The sequence below is a fragment of the Moorena sp. SIO4G3 genome (assembly GCF_010692305.1).
In the GTDB taxonomy this organism is placed as follows: domain Bacteria; phylum Cyanobacteriota; class Cyanobacteriia; order Cyanobacteriales; family Coleofasciculaceae; genus Moorena; species Moorena producens_A.
Genome location: NZ_JAAHIG010000168.1, coordinates 1 through 18405 on the forward strand (window position 1 = coordinate 1; position 18405 = coordinate 18405).

Here is an 18405-nt window from a genome sequence, read left to right on the forward strand (position 1 = left end):
TGAAGAAAGCCCGTGAAGCAAAGAAGAAGCAGCACACGGCTGATGTCAAAGAAGTGAAGATGCGCTACAAAATAGAAGACCATGACTACAATGTGCGGGTCAATCAAGCGGAGCGCTTCCTCAAATCTGGCGATAAAGTCAAAGCTACCATTACCTTCCGAGGTCGGGAAATCCAACATAGTAATTTAGCCCAGGCACTACTCGAGCGCATGGCTAAGGATTTACAAGAATTGGCAGAAGTCCAGCAAGCACCGAAGCGGGAAGGTCGTAACATGATGATGTTGCTCTCCCCCAAAAAATAGTGGTTATAGTGATTGGTCATCAGTCATTGGTCATTAGTCATTGGTCATTAGTCATTGGTCATTAGTCATTGGTCATTAGTCATTGGTCATTAGTCATTGGTCATTAGTCATTGGTCATTAGTCATTGGTCATTAGTCATTGGTAACCACATGCCCAGGTGCCTGGAATTGGGATCTGAATACCCATGCACGGATCAAGCAGCTTAAAATACCAAGGACAACTGACTGAGGACTAGTGACGAAGGACGAAGGACTGTATGAAATTGCCATCTCCGACTCGCCTGAAGGGTAACTGGGTTAGAACAATCCTAGGGTGGGTGAATCTTCGCCCAGAAGAAGGCGAGCGGACATTGTTGATGTTCGCCTTCCATACCACCACTTCCATTGGACTGCTTTGGTTAGAGTACAGTGCCATTGCCTTGTTTCTAGAACAATATGGCGCGAAGTGGTTACCGGTAATTTATATTGCTAGTTCCGTTATCTGCTCTGGACTGGGAGTATTATACTCCTGGTTGCAGAGGATTTTACCATTGAGGTCAGTCTTGGTAGCGATCGCAATCCTAGCTGCCTTACCCCTGTTAGTGTTCCGCCTAGGCTTGGAGATCGAGTATGGCTATATTACTGTAGTCACCATCTTTCTATTGCGATTGTGGATGGATGCCGTGTACATCCTCAATGACCTTAATTCCCAGGTGACGGCTAATCAGTTATTCAACATTCGGGAAATTAAGCGTACCTACCCCCTAATCTCCAGTGGGCTTTTGGTAGCTGATGTCCTCTCTGGCTTCTCATTACCTCTATTATTGCTGTTAGTGGGACTCAACAATGTGGTGGCTTTTGGGTCTGGCATGATGCTCGTCGGAGCACTGACCTTGGTTTATATATGTCAGCACTACCAGCAAGCCTTTCCTAACTCCCCAGCACGACAGTGGGAAGAAATGGAGCCAGACTTTGCTGTGCGTCAGCCGAGTGAATCCCTCAGACGCTATGTCATCCCTTTATTTGCCTTTTTTATCTTAGGGGAAGCCCTGTACCTCCTAATTGAATTTCAGTATATGGGTCAATTGGAGCAAACCCTGGATAGTTCAGCAATTGCTGGTTTTCTGGGTCTATTCAGTGGTACGTTGGGACTTTTTGAATTGGTGACCCAATGGTTTATCTCTAGTCGGGTGATTGATCGCTTTGGTCTTTTCCTAAGCGCTATGGTATTACCTGGTGCTTTATCTGTGATTGGCTTAGTGACCCTAGCTAAGATGGCAAGTTGGCTAAAGTTTGATATTGGGTTGCCTAGCTGGATAACAGGGCTATTTATTGGTGTAGTCTTACTCCGATTCGTTGATGAACTATTGCGCTTTACTTTAATTGCTAGTGTTGAACCGGTACTATTCCAAGCCTTACCCTCAGGGTTACGCTCTGTGGTTCAAACTACTGTGCAAGGGATTGCCAAACCCATGACTACTGGCATTACTGGCATTGGGATTTTAGCCACCATTGGGCTGGTGGATTGGGCTTTCCCCAATTTTGAGCCATTGCGGCATTGGGTATTTATTCTAATGGTAGTGATTTTTGCCCTATTATGGCTGCTGAGTACCTGGTTGATGCGGGCTAATTATGGTTCATTGCTGCTGATCAATGCTGAGCAAGGACGTTTGGGTTCTGCCAATACCACTTTCCTGGATACTAAGACCCTCTTTGAGGAAGCGGTAAGGCGATTGAAAACTGAGCCGAAGAACCGCTCTGCTTACATTCAACTGTTGTCTCAAATCGCTCCGGAAAAAGCGAGTAAGGTTCTTTCTCCCTTGCTGGGAGAAATGTCTACAGATTTGCAGCGCCAGAGTTTAGAGGTGATGTTGCCCTATCCCAACCCAGATTGTCTAAAAGATGTGTCTGGGTTGATTGATCAAAGACCACCAGTAGAAGTCCTGGCCTTAGCATTGCGCTATTTTTGGCTGGCTCACGAAGACCTGAATATTCGGACAATTAAGCCTTATCTACAACCGGCTGTTGACCCAACCGTAAGAGCTACAGCAGCTGCTTTAATTATGGGTCGGGGTACACCAAAAGAGAAGTTTGACGCCGTCAAAACCCTGCGGCGGATGCTCACCTCAAAAAAAGAGCAAGAACGGTTAATGGGTACCCGAGCTTTGGCAGAGATGGATTACTTGGAATCCTTGGTGGTTTATATTGATGACCTGTTAAGGGATAAGTCATTAAAGGTACGCTGTGCTTGTTTAGAGGTGATTGCTGCTAAACGATTTGAAAAGTACTATCCGTCTTTAGTCAAGGCACTCTACTACACCTCTACCCGCAATGCTGCTCGTATGGCGTTGGTCAAGCAAGGGGATGAAGCCATTCCTTTATTGAGGGTTTTGTCTGAAGATATTCACAAGCCAGACTTAGTAAGGCGGCAAGCTTGGATGGCTCTCGGTGAGATTGGCAGACTCCACGCCCTAACTGAAAAGGGTACTCCTGAAGCTATGAAGCATTTGGTGCAACAGTTGATGAGTAGTTGGGGGACAACCCGTCGTAATATTCTCACGATCCTGCTCAAGATTCCAGGGGAAGTTGGGATTGAGGCGGTGATGAACCAGTTAGGGCGTAGTGGCATAGAAACTTTAATTGAGCAAGAATTGATGTTTTTGGGTCAAATTTATGGCGCACTGCTGGATTTGACCTCAAAGAAAATAGCTGGACTGGAGGCAGATTTGCTGCGGCAGGGGCTTAATGATCTTCAACAAGATCTTGTAGAGGTGTGTTTCTTACTGATGAAGTTTCTTTATCCATCGAGTGCCATCAAAGCAGCTGAGTTTAATCTAGCATCCCATTCTCGGTCAAACATTGCCCTAGGGCTAGAAATTTTGGATAATACCCTAGATATTCCTAATAAGAAAGCATTTTTGTCAATTTTAGACCGGCGTTCTCTGAAAGAAAAATTAGGTGCCCTAGTGGATTTAGTGCCTTATAAACCCATGGGTGTAAGCGATCGCTTACGTCGGTTAATCGAGTTACGACATTTTCTGTCAGATTGGCCCCTAGCCTGTTGTTTTCATGTGGCCAGAGCAGCACACTGCTCTCTAGCACCAGCAGCGGCGATGAGTTGCCTACGTCATCCTACCGGTTTTGTGCGGGAAGCGGTTGTGGCTTATCTCAAAGAGATGTCACCTCGTGCTTGTGCAGAGTTGTTGCCAGTGCTTAGGAATGACCCAGATCCCTTGGTAGCTGCTCAAGCACAACAGATTATCGGATAGTTTGGTCGAATAGTTGCCTATTCTTTGTACACTTTGCTGGCATCATCTCTAATGTCTGATGGCAGTGGATAGTAGACCTAGGGGTGAAATAATGTCTGAAAGTAAGCTATCAGCTTATGCGCACTTATCACAGGCTAGAAGCCTGTGCCACCCACGCTACTTGAGGTGCTATCAGCTATCAGCCATTGGCCTGTGGCTACGCTACTTGAGGTGCGAACAGCTTTTGAATAAAATAAGCTGACCGCTGAATACTTACGTCTGAAATTACCACAGTACAGTGGTTGAATCTTAATTCGACCTCTAGGTCTAATGAGCCATTAACTATAAACAATTATCGGTATGGGTTAAACTTGTATTTTACTACAGCACGGCTATTCGCTAGCAGCCAACCGCTAACCTAACCGCTAACCAATGTTATCTAGCATTGATCGTTTAATTTTTATCAGGGGTGTCCCAATTTTTCACGAATTGCGGGACGATTTTCTGATGCGACTAGCCTCTGTGATGGACGAGCTAGACTTTCCTTCTAACCATACCATCTTTGCTCAAGGGGAAGAGGGTAGGGAACTTTATATTGTAGTCTCAGGTTTGGTAAGAGTTCACATTGGTGAGCGCAATTTGGCACAGTTCAAGCAAGGAGCCTGCTTTGGGGAGATGTCCTTGTTTGATGCAGAACCTCGTTCCGCTTCTGTGACCACAATCGAACCTTGCCATTGTTTGATGTTGACACAGCTACAACTCTATGATGCCATTGATGAGACACCAGAATTTGCAATTAAAATTATTCGTATGTTGTCCCGCCGTATTCGGGAACTTAACAGCAATTTGAATACTAATCAGGGGAAAAATCCACCATCGGATTTGAGAAGGGTTGGAAGTCGTTTAACGGATTTCCGTGCTTAAGATAAGTCCTAGTTTTTTGGTACTATTTTTTTTGGACTAGACCTGGCTCCTAGGTGCGTTAATCATTACAATAATCAGCAACATCGGTTTATAATTAACAGTAACTATGTCTTTTGTTGGTCTACACATTCACAGTGATTATAGCCTACTAGATGGAGCATCTCAGCTACCAGCATTGGTGGATCGAGCTGTTGAGTTGGGAATGCCTGCGATCGCACTAACAGATCATGGTGTGATGTATGGTGCTATTGAACTGATTAAAGTTTGCCTAAAAAAGGGCATTAAGCCGATAATCGGTAACGAAATGTATGTGATCAACGGGGATATTGAGGTCAATAAGCGTTACCGAAAATATCATCAAGTTGTCTTAGCAAAAGATACCCAAGGCTACAAGAATTTAGTAAAAATAACAACTCTTTCTCACCTAAAAGGGATGCAAGGAAAAGGTGTTTTTGGTCGTCCCTGTATCAATAAAGAATTACTGGAGCAATATCACGAAGGGTTAATTGTTACTAGTGCTTGTTTGGGGGGTGAAGTTCCCCAAGCTATCCTAAAAGGTGACTTAGATCAAGCCCGTAAAGTAGCTAAGTGGTACCAAGATGTTTTTGGGGATGATTACTATTTAGAGATTCAAGACCACGGCTCTGTAGAAGACCGAGTGGTTAATGTTGCTATTGTCAAAATCGCTAATGAATTAGGCATTAAAATTATTGCCACTAATGACTCCCACTTTATCTCCTGCTATGACGTAGAAGCTCATGACGCTTTGCTGTGTATTCAAACCGCTAAACTGGTTACGGAAGAGAAACGGATGCGCTATAGTGGCACGGAGTATCTCAAGTCAGCAGAGGAAATGAAGCGGCTGTTTCGAGATCATTTACCGTTGCAGGTGATAGAGGATGCGATCGCAAATACCTTAGAAGTGGCAGATAAAGTCAAGCACTACAATATTATGGGGGAGCCTCGCATCCCAGACTACAAGGTATCCAAGGATTATACCCCTGACACCTATTTAGAAGAAATTACCTGGAATGGACTGATGAAGCGGCTAAAGTGTCGCTCTCGTAGTGAAATTGATCCAGTGTATAAAGCACGGCTGGAGTATGAGTTAAAAATGCTCCAGCAGATGGGATTCTCTACCTACTTTTTAGTGGTTTGGGACTACATCAAATATGCCAGAGATAATGATATCCCCGTTGGTCCCGGTCGTGGTTCAGCAGCAGGTTCCCTAGTGGCTTATGTCCTAGAAATTACCAACATTGACCCCGTACATCATGGGCTACTGTTCGAGCGGTTTCTCAATCCAGAGCGGAAATCAATGCCAGATATTGACACAGATTTCTGCATTGAAAGACGGGATGAGGTGATTAAATATGTCACCGATCTATATGGTGAAGACCGAGTAGCCCAGATTATTACATTTAACCGCATGACCTCTAAAGCGGTATTAAAAGATGTAGCGAGAGTGTTAGGAATTTCTTACCAAGACTCAAATCGTATGGCTAAGATGATTCCAGTGGCGCGAGGTAAGCCAGCCAAACTCTCAGTCATGATTTCTGATCAGACACCAACACCAGAGTTTAAAGAGGCTTACGATCAAGATCCGGAAGTTCATCGCTGGGTGGATATGGCGATTCGGATAGAAGGGACAAATAAAACCTTTGGTGTCCATGCTGCTGGTGTGGTTATTTCAGCAGATCCGTTAGATGAAATTGTGCCATTACAACTGAATAATGATGGTGCAGTGATTACCCAGTATTATATGGAAGACCTGGAAGCTCTGGGACTCCTGAAAATGGATTTTTTAGGACTAAAGAACTTAACCACTATTCAGAAAACAAAAGAGTTAGTTGAAAAGACTCAAAATCTTAAACTCGATTTAGATCAGATTCCCCTAGATGAAATTAAAGCTAAGAAAATTTTAGACAAGGGTGAACAGAAGAAAAAACCCCTAGATATTCAAAAAACTTATGAGCTCCTAGAGAAAGGCCAGTTAGAAGGAGTATTTCAATTAGAATCTTCTGGAATGCGTCAGGTGGTGCGAGACCTGAAACCTGACAGTATTGAAGATATTTCTTCAATTTTAGCTCTTTATCGCCCTGGTCCTCTAGATGCTGGTCTGATTCCTCAGTTTATTAATCGTAAACATGGTCGGGAAAAAGTAGAGTATCAACATCCTCTATTAGAGCCTATTTTGAATGAGACTTATGGAATTCTATGTTTACCGAAAGGTACGTTAATTGATCAGCCCGATGGGTCTTATGTGCCCATTGAGGAAATTCAATCTGGCGACGTAGTATTAACTTCTGATGGTAAACAAGTTTGGCCAGCAAGGGTAGCCAAGCAATGGCGCAGTGGTGTTAAAGACATTCTGAAAATTACGTTATCTAGTGGTACAGTTATCTATTCCAGTAAAAACCATCGCTTTTTAACACCAGATGGAGACAAATTTGCCTATGAGCTCAAAGCAGTAAACCCAGTCGTCAAGAATGCTCATGCTTTTGGTTCTCAAGTTTATGAAAAATATCCTGGAGCCAGCAACAGTTTAGACCCGGTGGTGCGTTACGGGACGGGCTGTTCCAAAGCTGGCTACGAGGCGGAAAATCAGGGCGAGCCCGTTCCTAACGCACCCTACCCAACTCAACAGGCAACTGAAAAAGGCAAGAGGCAAGAGGCAAAAGGCAAAAGTAACCCACCCCTAACCCCTCCCAGGAGGGGAAACAGATCCGGAGTTTTATTGTCCAAGAAAAAAAGACCATACAGGTTTACATTTAATTTAGAAACCCTAGAGTACAACACAAGGTACAAGACAAACCTTGAATACTGGGATGAGTTTGATCACCAAGTCTACCAGCAAGATGTTCGGATAGTTTATGTTACCGCTGTGGAAGAGAGTGGGCAAGAAGAGTGTTTTGATCTACAAATGGAGGAACAATCTTCCCCATACTTTCTGGCTCATGGCGTAGTCGTTCATAACTGCTTTCAGGAAAGCATCATGCGGATGGCGCAGGATTTGGCTGGTTATTCTCTAGGTCAAGCGGATTTACTGAGGCGCTGTTTGAGTGGCTCAACTGAGATAGTGGATCTAGCAACCGGTCGTTTAGTTTCCCTGAAGGAGATTGCTTCTAAATCTAGTTACTGGTTGGGACGAAACGTTTTTTCCCTGGATTTGAAGACTAAAAAAATTACCCAACGACCAATTATCGAAATTCATCCTAATGGGATTCGTGATGTTTGGGAGATTACTACCAAAACTAACCGCCACATTCGCGCAACGGATGATCATCTTTTCTACACGAGTCTAGGATGGAAGCCTCTGAAAGAGTTTACCATAGGAAGCTCCATCGGTTTAGCGAAAACATTACCAATTCCCTATAGTCGTGAACTATCGAATGGTAAAGGTAAGCTAACTGATAATATCATGAGACTTGTTTCAGAAGTTGGGAACAGGGAACCGGCAACAGGGAACAGTGGACAGGAATTAACGAAAACAGTTGCGACTCCGAGTTTAGCACGTCACCAAGGCATTCCTGACTCAGATGTTTTCTGGGATGAGATTGTTGAGCTGAAGTATCTTGGCCAAGAAGATGTTTTTGATTTAACTATTGCTGAAACTCATAACTTTATTGCCAATGACTTTATTGCTCACAATTGCATGGGTAAGAAGAAAGTGGCTGAGATGCAGAAGCATCGGGAGATTTTTATTGATGGTTCAACCAAAAATGGCGTGACTCAAGACATAGCTGAAGAGTTATTTGACCAAATGATTAAATTTGCCGAATATTGTCTCAGCTATGATACGGAGATTATAACAGTAGAGTATGGGCCGATGGCAATTGGTGAGATTGTCGAGAAAGGAATCCCATGTACTGTTTATAGCGTTGATAGTAATGGCTATGTTTATACCCAACCTATTGCTCAGTGGCATAACCGGGGAGAGCAAGAGGTGTTTGAATATACTCTAGAAGATGGCTCAGTGATTCGAGCCACAAACGATCATAAGTTTATGACGATTGATGGTCAAATGTTGGCAATTGATCAGATATTTGAGGGAGGGTTGGAGTTGAAACAGTTAGGGGAATTGCCTTTAGGGTTAATTGATCAAGCTAGTTAATACTTAAAATCACATCACGGTCTACTATGAAATCAGCCCCTGCTTGTAACTGAGCAAACTCTTGGTTTTCAAAAGAGATAATACCTGTGTTTTGATTGTAGTGGAATTGGCCAAGGGAAACCTCTGCAGAACCAGCTGTCCTAAAACCAGAAATTTCAATCTTATCACCCTCAAGCGCATTGAAGTCTTCAATCGTCTCCATTCCTCGTTCAGGTTTTGGTGGTGCAGTAAATTGTGACCCTACGATTGGTCTAGTAAAACCTGCGCTTGGAAACAAGAGGCGAAAACTAAATATATCAGCTCCTTCACCACCGGTAAGAGTGTCACTGTCAGAGCCACCTCTGAGAGTATCATCGCCATCTCCACCAGTGAGACTATCATTGCCATAGCCGCCAATGATAAGGTCATGGCCAGATTCACCAATTAAAGTGTCTGCTCCTTCTGCACCGTCTAGGGTATCATTGCCATCGCCACCGTTAAGAATATCATTGCCCGATACAGAACGACAGCTTTGATATTCACCATAGGGATCATAAACATGAGTACAAAAACCAAGGCTGGTACTGCCGCCGTAGAGGTAATCATCCCCATTTCCACCCATCAAAGTATCATGGTTACCGCCACCACCGAGAATATCATCGCCATCTCCCCCATCTAGGTAATTCTGACCTTCTGTTACAGGGGAAGACGAAATTCCAGTGGCGATAATATTAATATTAGGGTTGATAGTAATAGCTAATTCTCCGTAAACAGTATCATCGCCACTACCGCCAATTACAGTATCATCTCCAGGTCCACCAGCGATCGCATCATTACCTGCGTTGCCGTTAAGCAAATTATCGCCATTTTTGCCATCAATTAGATCATTACCATCTCCACCGTTAATAGTATCGTTAGCATCTCCACCGGTCAGAGTATCAGTAACGGTTGAGGGAATCGTGAAAGGGGAAAAAGACGATCCTTCAGACTTTAAACGCTCCTGCTCTTGTTTGAAGTCCCTAAGCTTCAGTCCCAATTCCTCAGAATCGAAACGCAATTGAGGTTTAGGATTAGAGCCTTCTACAATTATTTGGTTTATCTCAGCCATGACTATTGGATTTATATCGTTTACGCTACCGATAATGATTAGATCGCATTTGAGCTTAGACTTGTCGCCAAATTGGCGACGCTTTAGAAATCTATAGAAAAATCTCTAGAAAATGAAAAAAAAGTACTCTCTGGGGTAGCATACTCCGGTAAAATGAAAAACATAATACCAAAACTGAAGAATTGTAAAGTAATATTAAGTAAAAGCATACATTGATTGAGTGTTTTTTCCTCTATGACCACCCAGTTTTTTGCTTCCCAGTGTGTGGAAATGACTGTGCCACAGGAATCTGTGCCGATTCAGCACTACTTGCGTCAGCCTGAACGGATAGTTTATGCGATCGCAGACCTGAATCGCATCCAACAAGTGACTCAGAAGCGCTTTCGCCTGAAAATGAATCCATTACACTTTATGTCCTTGACATTTCAGCCCACGGTAGATCTAGAAGTGTGGGCGGAATCTGACGCTACCGTTCATCTGAGGTCTGTCGGTTGTGAAATTATAGGATTGGACTACATCAATCAACGCTTTGCACTGCAATTAACCGGAAAACTGCATCCTTGGGACGATCAGGGAGTGACTAAGCTCACCGGCAGAGCGGATTTAACTGTCAAGGTTGATGTGCCCTTACCTTTTTCCCTTACTCCCAAGCCAATCTTAGAAACCACTGGCAATGGTTTGCTCAAAAGCGTTTTGGTCAGGATTAAGCAAACATTGATGCACCAGCTGTTATTGGATTATCGTCAATGGGCTCGCAATGGCACCCAGACAAATATATATACTCAGCATCAAGCACCAGGCGCTCCCGCGACCTATATCTAGCAATCGCTGTCGGAGTGGTCAGGGTGGAAAGATGGGGAGATGGGGAGATGGGGAGATGGGGAGATGGGGAGATGGGAACCCACCCCTAACCCCTCCCAGGAGGGGGAGATGGGGAGATGGGGAGATGGGGAGATGGGGAGATGGGGAGTGTGGGAAGTATGGGAATTTTCGGGCGAATTTTTGCCTAATTCCAACCTATTACCTATTACCTATTACCTATTACCTATTACCTATTACCTATTACCTATTACCTCTTGCCTCTTGCCTTTCCTTAAGGGAGTATGTTCACAATAACCCTTAACCCTTAATCCTTGATCATTCCTTGTGACAAAGAGTATTACTAATCTCCCAATTAAAGCTGGTATTGTTGGTACTGGGTTTGCGGCTAAGCTCCGAGCGCAGACATTACAAGCGGATTCGCGATCGCATTTAGTGGCTGTCTGTGGCCATACCCCTGCCAAAACCCAAGAGTTTGCTGAAACCCACGGCACTACAGTAGTGGATTCCTGGCAGCAATTGGTAGAACACCCGGAGCTTGATCTAGTATTTATTAGCACGATTAATCGGGATCATGGCAAAATTGCCCGTGCTGCCCTTAATGCTGGGAAACATGTTGTCACTGAATATCCCCTTTCCCTTGACCCCAAAGATGCTGAATCCCTGATTAGCCTTGCCAAAGCTAAGGGCAAGCTCCTCCATGTAGAACATATTGAGCTCCTAGGGGGCTTGCATCAAGCCTTGCGCCAATCTTTGCCTCAAATTGGTCAACCGGTTTATGCCCGTTACGTAACTATTGCGCCGAAACACCCTGCACCCCGGGGCTGGACATTCAATCTGGAACTATTTGGCTTTCCCTTCATTGGTGCTCTTTCTCGCATTCACCGGTTTACAGACTTGTTTGGTGAGGTCGCTTCTGTGTATTGTCAATCCCAGTTTTGGGATGCTAGTGATCAGTACTTTACTGCTTGTCTATGTAATGCCCAACTGCGCTTTACTAGTGGTCTAATCGCAGATATAACCTATGGTAAAGGGGAAATGTTCCGGCAGAGGTTACGGAATTTTGAAGTGCATGGAAACCAAGGCACACTGCTGTTTGAGGGAGACCAAGGTAATCTGATTAAGGCAGAGGAAAGGAAACCAATTGAAGTAGCAGGGCGACGGGGTTTGTTTCTTAAAGATACCGCTATGGTAATTGACCATCTAGTTAAAGGAACACCCCTGTATGTCTCGACCGTAGCTAGTTGCTATACTCTCAAGGTCGCAGATGCATTACGTCAGTCCGCAGCTACGGGTAATGCGTTCGCGTAGCGTGGCCTACGGCCAATCGCTTTAACTTAGCTACTATTAATAAAGGGCGGATGGTAGAAAAACCCCTGCCGGTTCGTTATACAGGCCAAGGCTCATCAAGGTTTCGGTCTGGATGAGACGCAAGCCATGGTTCAAACACCAACGCAATAGCTCGGCGTTACTAATTGGAACATAAAAGCCCGACCCACCGAACGCTGGAGCTGCCCCGATCAGCGCTTTTAAGTCCTCATTATTCTCGCCAACAGCGTGCCCGAAGAAGCCAATTTCGGTGGCGTAGCCGGATATGCGCCCATCACACTCGACAAGGGTTGCCATGCCCCGAGCGACATATTCCTTCAGTTCCCACGCCCGGTCATGACCATGAATGCGATCGCAGAGTTGATTACACGCAGCAAGGTCGGCCTCAGTGGCCGGACGAACGGTGCGGCCTGGTATGGTCAAGCCGAGTGGCTGTCCTTGAAGGTTCGCCAGTAGCTCACGCACATTGAAGCCCAGTTTTGTATACAGGGACAGGGAGCAGGTGTTATATGCGGCTTGAAGCAGCCGCACACCGGGGCACCGTTTTTCTTGTGCTCGTTGTAAAACATGTTCCATCAGGCGGCGACCAACCGACCGATTTTGTGCGGCGGGGTCTACCGTAGTCGGACCGATACCGGCGATAGTATCCCCTTCCCACAAAAAGTTGCTGCCAATGACGCGCCCATCCTCAGCTTCGGCCACGACGGAATAAACCGCCGGGTTCGCTAAAATTTCGGTCAACATATCCGCCCCAAACTCCGCAGAAGGAAAGTCCGGTACCAAGCCGTGCTGTTCTGCAATGGCACGGAACGCTTGATACAGAATGGTGCCACAGGGGAGTGCGTCCTCGGGCCGTCCCCCACGCAGTATCACTGAAGAGGTTTGTTCAAATACTTTGTCCATGATGAAAAACCTTTTAAGTGTTCCGTTCGCAACTTTGCGCGATAGGAATTGAAAATACAAACCTAGCACTACACTGTTGATTAGGTAGTCGGACAAAATTAGGTTTAACTGTCAAGATAGGGAACAGCGGATCACCGGAACAGGGAACAGAGGGACTTTTGGCTGGTTTACAAAAGTTAACACAGTTTGGTTTATTTATGTCCAGGTACTTAGTTTTGTCAGTCAACCAGCGTCTATTTATTTTAGAGTGTGTCACTTACCATAAAATTTAACTCAATCTTGTATAAATTACCTAAACTATATAAAACTTAACAAATATCTTAAACTTCATTACAAAATCAGATATGCCATTGGCATACCATGATATGTTCTGTAACATACATCGAGTCGGGGTTCCTATGGGCTGATTGGACACGCAGCTTTCCCGCTCTCGAACTACCTAATGGTGACGTTAGACAAGGAGGACACTTTGGATTTGCATTCTACTCAACCCCACAATGATCATACTTCTGAAGGCATTAGCGATTATGTCGCCGAGCTTCAGTTTCACATGGCACTCCACGCCCGCAAATTAGTTCCTAACCTCACTAAAGCAGCAGATAGTCGAGAGCAACTATTGCAGCAAACCCAAGCTAATTTTGAAAAACTGGTTTCCCGACAATCCCGTTCAGAGCGATAAAGCACGAGCTCGATTTGCAGCAATCAAGGATTCTGTATACTGTAGCGCCTCTTGCCAAACCTGATACCCAAGAGGCGTTAAATGGATGCCATCGGTTGTCAAATTGTGCTGCATCTGACCTTTAGTATCAGTAAACAACTTGTGAAGATTGAGATAGGCTGCTCCTTCTTGTTGAGCAATCTGAGCAATTTCTTGATTAAGATTACGAATGCGCTGATTAGAAATAGCAGTAGCTCGTGTCGGTAAAATCGACTGGATAATTAGTTGAGCTTGTGGGTGATTTTGCCGCAATTGACGAGTAATCTGGCGCAGGTTGTTGAGAATAACTTGATCGGTTTTGCCCTGACGCAAATCATTGATACCTGCCATCACATAAATTGTATCAGGACGAGTCTGGGAAAATGCCGATAATCGACTCAAAATTTGACTGGTATTCTCACCAGAAATGCCTTGATTGAGCCAAAGTTGATAGTTAGGTAATCCCTGTGCCGGTAACCACAAACTTAGGGAATCTCCCACTACCATAGACAGACGATTGTTACCCTGTCCGTAGGCAACAGCTCTGGCTTCCTGTGCCAAGAGTTGTTTCCATTGCTGATAGGTAGGTTTTGTGAGAGGGACTCCTTTATGATTTAATCCCTTTGCCCAAAACGATGAAAAACTATGAGCAGGTAAGCGAGTATAAAGTTTGCCAGCTCTGAGGGCAGCTAATCGTTGGTAATACAGTTCCGTTCCCGACTTTGGTGAAGGAGTAGCAGGTCGATAGTTGGGTAAACGTTGCTGATACTTTATTTGCTGATACTTTAATAATTTAGCAGCGCTACGTTTCTGCCATTGACTACTAAATTCAGGAGAGGAAGTTTTTGCAGTGGTTTCTAGGGTAGGGACAATCTTGTGACTCACCCCAGCCTGCAATGCTTTCTTAGCTGTTGACACTAAAAGGCTTGAGAGGCTATCTGAGGGATTGGCAGGTAGGGGTGGTGGTGGTGGAGCAGACATTGCTCCTCCAGTGAGTAGACTTGTTGTTAACAGATATAAATTGCTCATAATGTGCCCACTTTCCTCTCTATACTCTTTTGACATCAAGCAATCGAGGCAATCCGGAAAACTTCACAACCCTTGTAACGGTACTTAAACAAGTATGGAAGCAAAACTTTGGCATTATACCCTAGACTTCTCAAAAAAACAAGTTTATGATCAAATAAGAGGATATTAAATAATCTTATGGGCCTCATGAACCATGAGCTACACTTGGGATTAAATCCAAAAAAATCATAAACAAACCAAACGATTGCTAGGAATCAACTATGACTAACTATCTCAACTTATAGAACAAGCTAAGTTATTACATCGTCAACATCAAGAAAAAATTTACAATCAAAAAGTCCGGCTAATCCTGGGGGAGGTGCTTCAGAAAAATCAATAATTATCAATTTAAGCTTAGGGGGTGACAACCCAGCTACAATCCTTATGGCTTGAAAATTAGAGCAACTTGTAGTAAAAAAAGAACGGTCTCGATTGTTAAAAATACCGCTATGTTAAAAAATGTTACATCAATTTTACCAGACTCATCTTCAAAGTCGATTAAACGCCACTAAATTTCTAACCCTTCAAGTGGTATAAGTAGAAATTATGAATTACTCAATTGACATTCGTCCGGTGATACCTGATGATGTACCTATTCTATTCGAGCTAATCATGGCTCTGGCTGACCATGAAAAGCTCTCCCACAAGGTCACTGGCACATGCGAACAACTTCATAAAAGTTTGTTTAGTTCTCATCCTGAGGCCGAGGCAATCCTTGCTTGTGCAGATGGTGTACCGACTGGATTCGCTCTTTACTTCTTCAATTTCTCTATTTATTTGATGAAACCCGGTCTATATTTAGAAGCTCTGTTTGTTCTACCTAACTATCGTCGTCAGGGTGTAGGAAGTAAAATTTTTGGCTATTTGGCAAAGATGGCACTTGATAAAGGCTGTGGGCGATTTGAGTGGAGTGTGCTCAATTGTAATGAAAGTGCGATCGCATTCTACAAACAGCAAGGTGCAACCTTTCTCAACGACTGGCGGACTTGTCGCCTTGCTGGTGATGCCTTAGCGGCATTCTCTTCAACTTAAATAGGTTTTTTTCAAGTTTTAAGCTTTTTCCATTTTACAGTTAATTAAACCTACCTACTTAGGACAATCAATATGCTATCCCTTGCTCACGAATTTTATTTTTCCGAAGAAATCTTTGCCTTAGAAAAGAAGCGTTGTAAATTTAAGGATATTTTTTTAGGACACAGTAGCTTTGTCAACGAATCTCAGAACTATTATGTGTTGCCACACACAAGGGACACAAAGGTTCTGATTCAAAATGAGGAAAACATTCAGGTTCTGCCAAACATTTGTAAACATCGTTATGCAACCCTGCTCAAAGACAAGGGACATTGTCGCAGCATTGTCTGTCCAGTGCATTCCTGGTCATATGATCTCAATGGGAAGATGTTGAGTTCGGCTAATATAGAATGCGATCATGCCCTACACTCTCTAGAAAAGGAATCCATCGATATTTATGATGGTTTTGTGTTTCCTAAAAACGATTCTGCCTTGAAAGGTGCTCTAGAAACTTCTAAAGCATTTACAAATATTAACTTCGAGAAGCTAAGTTTCTATGCCCATGATCCCTTCTTCGTTAAGGTAAATTGGAAAAGCTATATGGATACCTTTCTAGATAATTACCACTTAGAAGCATATCATCCTAACTTTAGAACCTTTTTCGATTCAAGATATATTGAATCGATTTTCCGAGATGATTTTAGTGTTCAAGCGATACATCTTAGAGAAAAACCTCAAATCAAAACCTCTGCTCTGCGAGAATATATAGATTGCTATAGCAAATATGTTGGTAAATTCCCAGAAGACTACGGTGCTGTCTGGCTTTGTATTTATCCTAATATTATTATTGAAATCTCTCAGTGCTTTGCCCTAGTTGCCGTTGTTATACCAGAAAGCATCGACACATGCTCAATTCACGAATATCGTCTGGTAGAAGAGCAGTTTTCTCAACATCAAGACTTTCTAAATGCATTTGACCAGTATATGTACGAAATAGAATATGAAGACCATGATCTGATGACCAAGATCCATCAGGGAAGGAAAGCACTTTACCAACAAGGTCAGCAACACTGTGGTCCTTATCATCCTACTAAAGAAGCAGGTCAACAGCAGTTTCATGATTACATCCGTAGAATGATTCCTGTAAGCCTAGATGGAAATATATTAGGCGGCTTGGGAGCATCTAAAAAGACTGTCTCTCCCAAAATGGATGTGGTAAAACCGTCGTGACAATGAGATCCAATTTATTGGTCTTCGCAGAAGTTGTTGGGGAAAGGATAAAGGAACGCTATAGCGAATATCAATCCAATCCTCATATTCCACCACAACTGATAGAAATCTGATTCAAAAATCTCAATCTCTAAAATAACAGTAGAAAATGGACTCTCAAATGATTGCATCGAAATTTGACACAGATGTACGGAAAACTCATCGCTTAACTCAAGAACAGCTCACTCAATATCACGAAGATGGATATGTTATCGTCCGTGGGTTATTTGATTCAGAGGAGGTTAGCTTAATCCGGGAAGTTTGCGATAACGATCCCAATCTTGCCAATTCTCTCAGGACTGTCATCAACCAAAAGGGTGAACCCTGGCATGCTGCTGTTTGGAATGGTTTAAATGATAGTCTGGTTAGCGTAGTGACTCGATTAACTCGGATTGTCCATACTGCGGAACTTATATTAGGTGAGGAGTGCTATCATTGGCACTCAAAAATTGTTCAAAAGCTGCCATATGATGATACTGTCATAAATTGGCATCAAGGTTACACCTATTGGTATGGTGACGGCTGTCTTTTTCCCAACATTGTAACTTGTACAGTGGCTATCACTGAAAATACTAAAGCCCATGGTTGCTTGCAAGTCATCAAAAAGTCCCATTTAATGGGTCGTATTAAACCTGTGTTGCGAGGTAATGGAGATGTCTGCGATCCAAAGCGTATGGAAAAAGTGATAGAAAGGCTAGAAGTTGTTGATTGCGAAATGGCACCTGGCGATGCTGTATTCTTTCATGCAAACACGATACATGGTTCTCAAGGAAATCACACAGATGATACTCGTATCCTAATGCATTGCCACTATAACGCTGTCTCAAACCAACCTGTTGAGGAAAAAGGTCAAAAATCCCACCCCTACATCCCTCTAGATAAACTTCCTGATTCTGCGATTAAGAATGGACTTTACAAATCGGGATTTGAGGATCAGACTGGTAATTGGAATTGGTATACATCTGACTTTGGAGCTAACTCACAATAATTTATTTTTGTACTAGAGTTACAGCGACTAATCTTGATTGAGAAAACATGAACCTATAAATTTAGCAGCAAAAATATGAAGCTTACTTTGCTTGCTTTAAATTATTAAATAGTCCTGCCTATCAATACTCTTTTCGTCTAGAGCCTAGAGACTGCATGATAATACAAAACTTCCGAGTGCTTCATGGAAGAAAAGCTTTCGATCGCTCTTAGCGGAAGCTGAGGCCTTTGGCCACGCTTGGCCGTAGGCCACGCCAAAGGCGAACGCGTTCGCGTAGCGTCGGCTTTGCCGAAACGCTTCATCGCGTAGCTTGACCAAAGGTCAATCCTAATTCAGGTGCAAGGGAATTGAATGTATCCTAAGTAGTCGGACATATATAAACCAATACAGTTCAGTTAAGGATTTTTTACTGTATCTATGAGGTATAGAAGTCCTATGCTTACGTTTAATATCTTAAGTTTAAAACTGTTGTCGCGATTGCCTAAAATATTGTTCATGCTTGAAGAGAAGTCGATAGGGAGCAGGTCAAAGTTGCCGAACATTTGTACTATGTACCATGAGAGCAAGCTTAAACCCATGAGGGGGCTATAGATAATGTACAAATATTCTGCATAAGTGACATGCTCCCCCTATTACCTATTACCCATTACCTATTACCCATTAAGATG

General features: G+C 43.4%; 14 protein-coding genes and 1 pseudogene. 12 read left to right on the forward strand and 3 right to left on the reverse strand.

What is annotated here, in order from left to right; all coding sequences use genetic code 11:
* The 4 genes from infC to dnaE all read left to right on the forward strand — a co-directional run.
* Positions 1 to 302 (forward strand): translation initiation factor IF-3 (gene infC, locus F6J99_RS25200; protein ID WP_293116395.1); only part of this gene is annotated, 302 nt, incomplete at its 5' end.
* 256 nt (positions 303 to 558) lie between these two features.
* The gene (locus tag F6J99_RS25205; RefSeq protein WP_293116397.1) at positions 559 to 3549 is read left to right on the forward strand and encodes an MFS transporter; all 2991 of its coding nucleotides are present in this window, start codon (positions 559 to 561) and stop codon (positions 3547 to 3549) included.
* Positions 3550 to 3960: 411 nt separating this feature from the next.
* Positions 3961 to 4452 (forward strand): cyclic nucleotide-binding domain-containing protein, encoded by a 492-nt coding sequence (locus F6J99_RS25210; RefSeq protein WP_070393753.1) that lies wholly within the window; start codon positions 3961 to 3963, stop codon positions 4450 to 4452.
* Positions 4453 to 4558: 106 nt separating this feature from the next.
* Positions 4559 to 8566 carry a DNA polymerase III subunit alpha gene (gene dnaE, locus F6J99_RS25215; protein WP_293116400.1) on the forward strand — a complete coding sequence of 1336 codons (4008 nt, stop codon included), beginning with the start codon at positions 4559 to 4561 and terminating at the stop codon, positions 8564 to 8566.
* On the opposite strand, the gene F6J99_RS25220 is transcribed toward dnaE, so the two are convergent.
* Complete coding sequence (locus tag F6J99_RS25220) at positions 8559 to 9653, reverse strand: calcium-binding protein (RefSeq protein ID WP_293116402.1); 1095 nt, start codon at positions 9651 to 9653, stop codon at positions 8559 to 8561. The two genes, dnaE and F6J99_RS25220, sit on opposite strands and share 8 nt — an antisense overlap.
* A gap of 234 nt (positions 9654 to 9887) precedes the next feature.
* Here F6J99_RS25220 and F6J99_RS25225 point away from each other — a divergent pair, with 234 nt between their 5' ends.
* The 3 genes from F6J99_RS25225 to F6J99_RS25235 are packed head-to-tail and all read left to right on the forward strand — an operon-like array spanning position 9888 to position 11783.
* Positions 9888 to 10475 (forward strand): DUF1997 domain-containing protein, encoded by a 588-nt coding sequence (locus F6J99_RS25225; protein WP_293116404.1) that lies wholly within the window; start codon positions 9888 to 9890, stop codon positions 10473 to 10475.
* A 39-nt stretch (positions 10476 to 10514) separates the two neighbouring features.
* Positions 10515 to 10769 (forward strand): hypothetical protein, encoded by a 255-nt coding sequence (locus F6J99_RS25230; protein WP_293116406.1) that lies wholly within the window; start codon positions 10515 to 10517, stop codon positions 10767 to 10769.
* 30 nt (positions 10770 to 10799) lie between these two features.
* Positions 10800 to 11783, forward strand: coding sequence for a Gfo/Idh/MocA family oxidoreductase (locus F6J99_RS25235; RefSeq protein WP_293116408.1), 984 nt, complete (start codon positions 10800 to 10802; stop codon positions 11781 to 11783).
* A gap of 36 nt (positions 11784 to 11819) precedes the next feature.
* Here the strand turns inward: F6J99_RS25235 and F6J99_RS25240 are convergent, their stop codons facing one another.
* Complete coding sequence (locus F6J99_RS25240) at positions 11820 to 12704, reverse strand: GNAT family N-acetyltransferase (RefSeq protein WP_293116410.1); 885 nt, start codon at positions 12702 to 12704, stop codon at positions 11820 to 11822.
* 475 nt (positions 12705 to 13179) lie between these two features.
* Between F6J99_RS25240 and F6J99_RS25245 the strand changes: the two genes are divergently transcribed.
* Positions 13180 to 13383 carry a hypothetical protein gene (locus F6J99_RS25245; RefSeq protein ID WP_365974132.1) on the forward strand — a complete coding sequence of 68 codons (204 nt, stop codon included), beginning with the start codon at positions 13180 to 13182 and terminating at the stop codon, positions 13381 to 13383.
* Here F6J99_RS25245 and F6J99_RS25250 read toward each other — a convergent pair.
* Positions 13372 to 14430 carry a GDSL-type esterase/lipase family protein gene (locus F6J99_RS25250; RefSeq protein ID WP_293116414.1) on the reverse strand — a complete coding sequence of 353 codons (1059 nt, stop codon included), beginning with the start codon at positions 14428 to 14430 and terminating at the stop codon, positions 13372 to 13374. The two genes, F6J99_RS25245 and F6J99_RS25250, sit on opposite strands and share 12 nt — an antisense overlap.
* A gap of 585 nt (positions 14431 to 15015) precedes the next feature.
* On the opposite strand from F6J99_RS25250, the gene F6J99_RS25255 reads away from it, so the two are divergent.
* The 4 genes and pseudogenes from F6J99_RS25255 to F6J99_RS25270 form a co-directional block, all read left to right on the forward strand.
* Positions 15016 to 15501: a GNAT family N-acetyltransferase gene (locus F6J99_RS25255; RefSeq protein WP_293057963.1), complete on the forward strand. Its 486-nt coding sequence runs from the start codon at positions 15016 to 15018 to the stop codon at positions 15499 to 15501.
* Positions 15502 to 15573: 72 nt separating this feature from the next.
* Positions 15574 to 16710: an SRPBCC family protein gene (locus F6J99_RS25260; protein ID WP_293116416.1), complete on the forward strand. Its 1137-nt coding sequence runs from the start codon at positions 15574 to 15576 to the stop codon at positions 16708 to 16710.
* 148 nt (positions 16711 to 16858) lie between these two features.
* A complete protein-coding gene (locus F6J99_RS25265) occupies positions 16859 to 17737 on the forward strand; it encodes a phytanoyl-CoA dioxygenase family protein (protein WP_293116418.1) in 879 nt (292 codons plus the stop codon).
* Positions 17738 to 17817: 80 nt separating this feature from the next.
* Positions 17818 to 17949: pseudogene (locus F6J99_RS25270) on the forward strand (TauD/TfdA family dioxygenase); the annotation flags it as partial.
* Positions 17950 to 18405 lie beyond the last annotated feature (456 nt).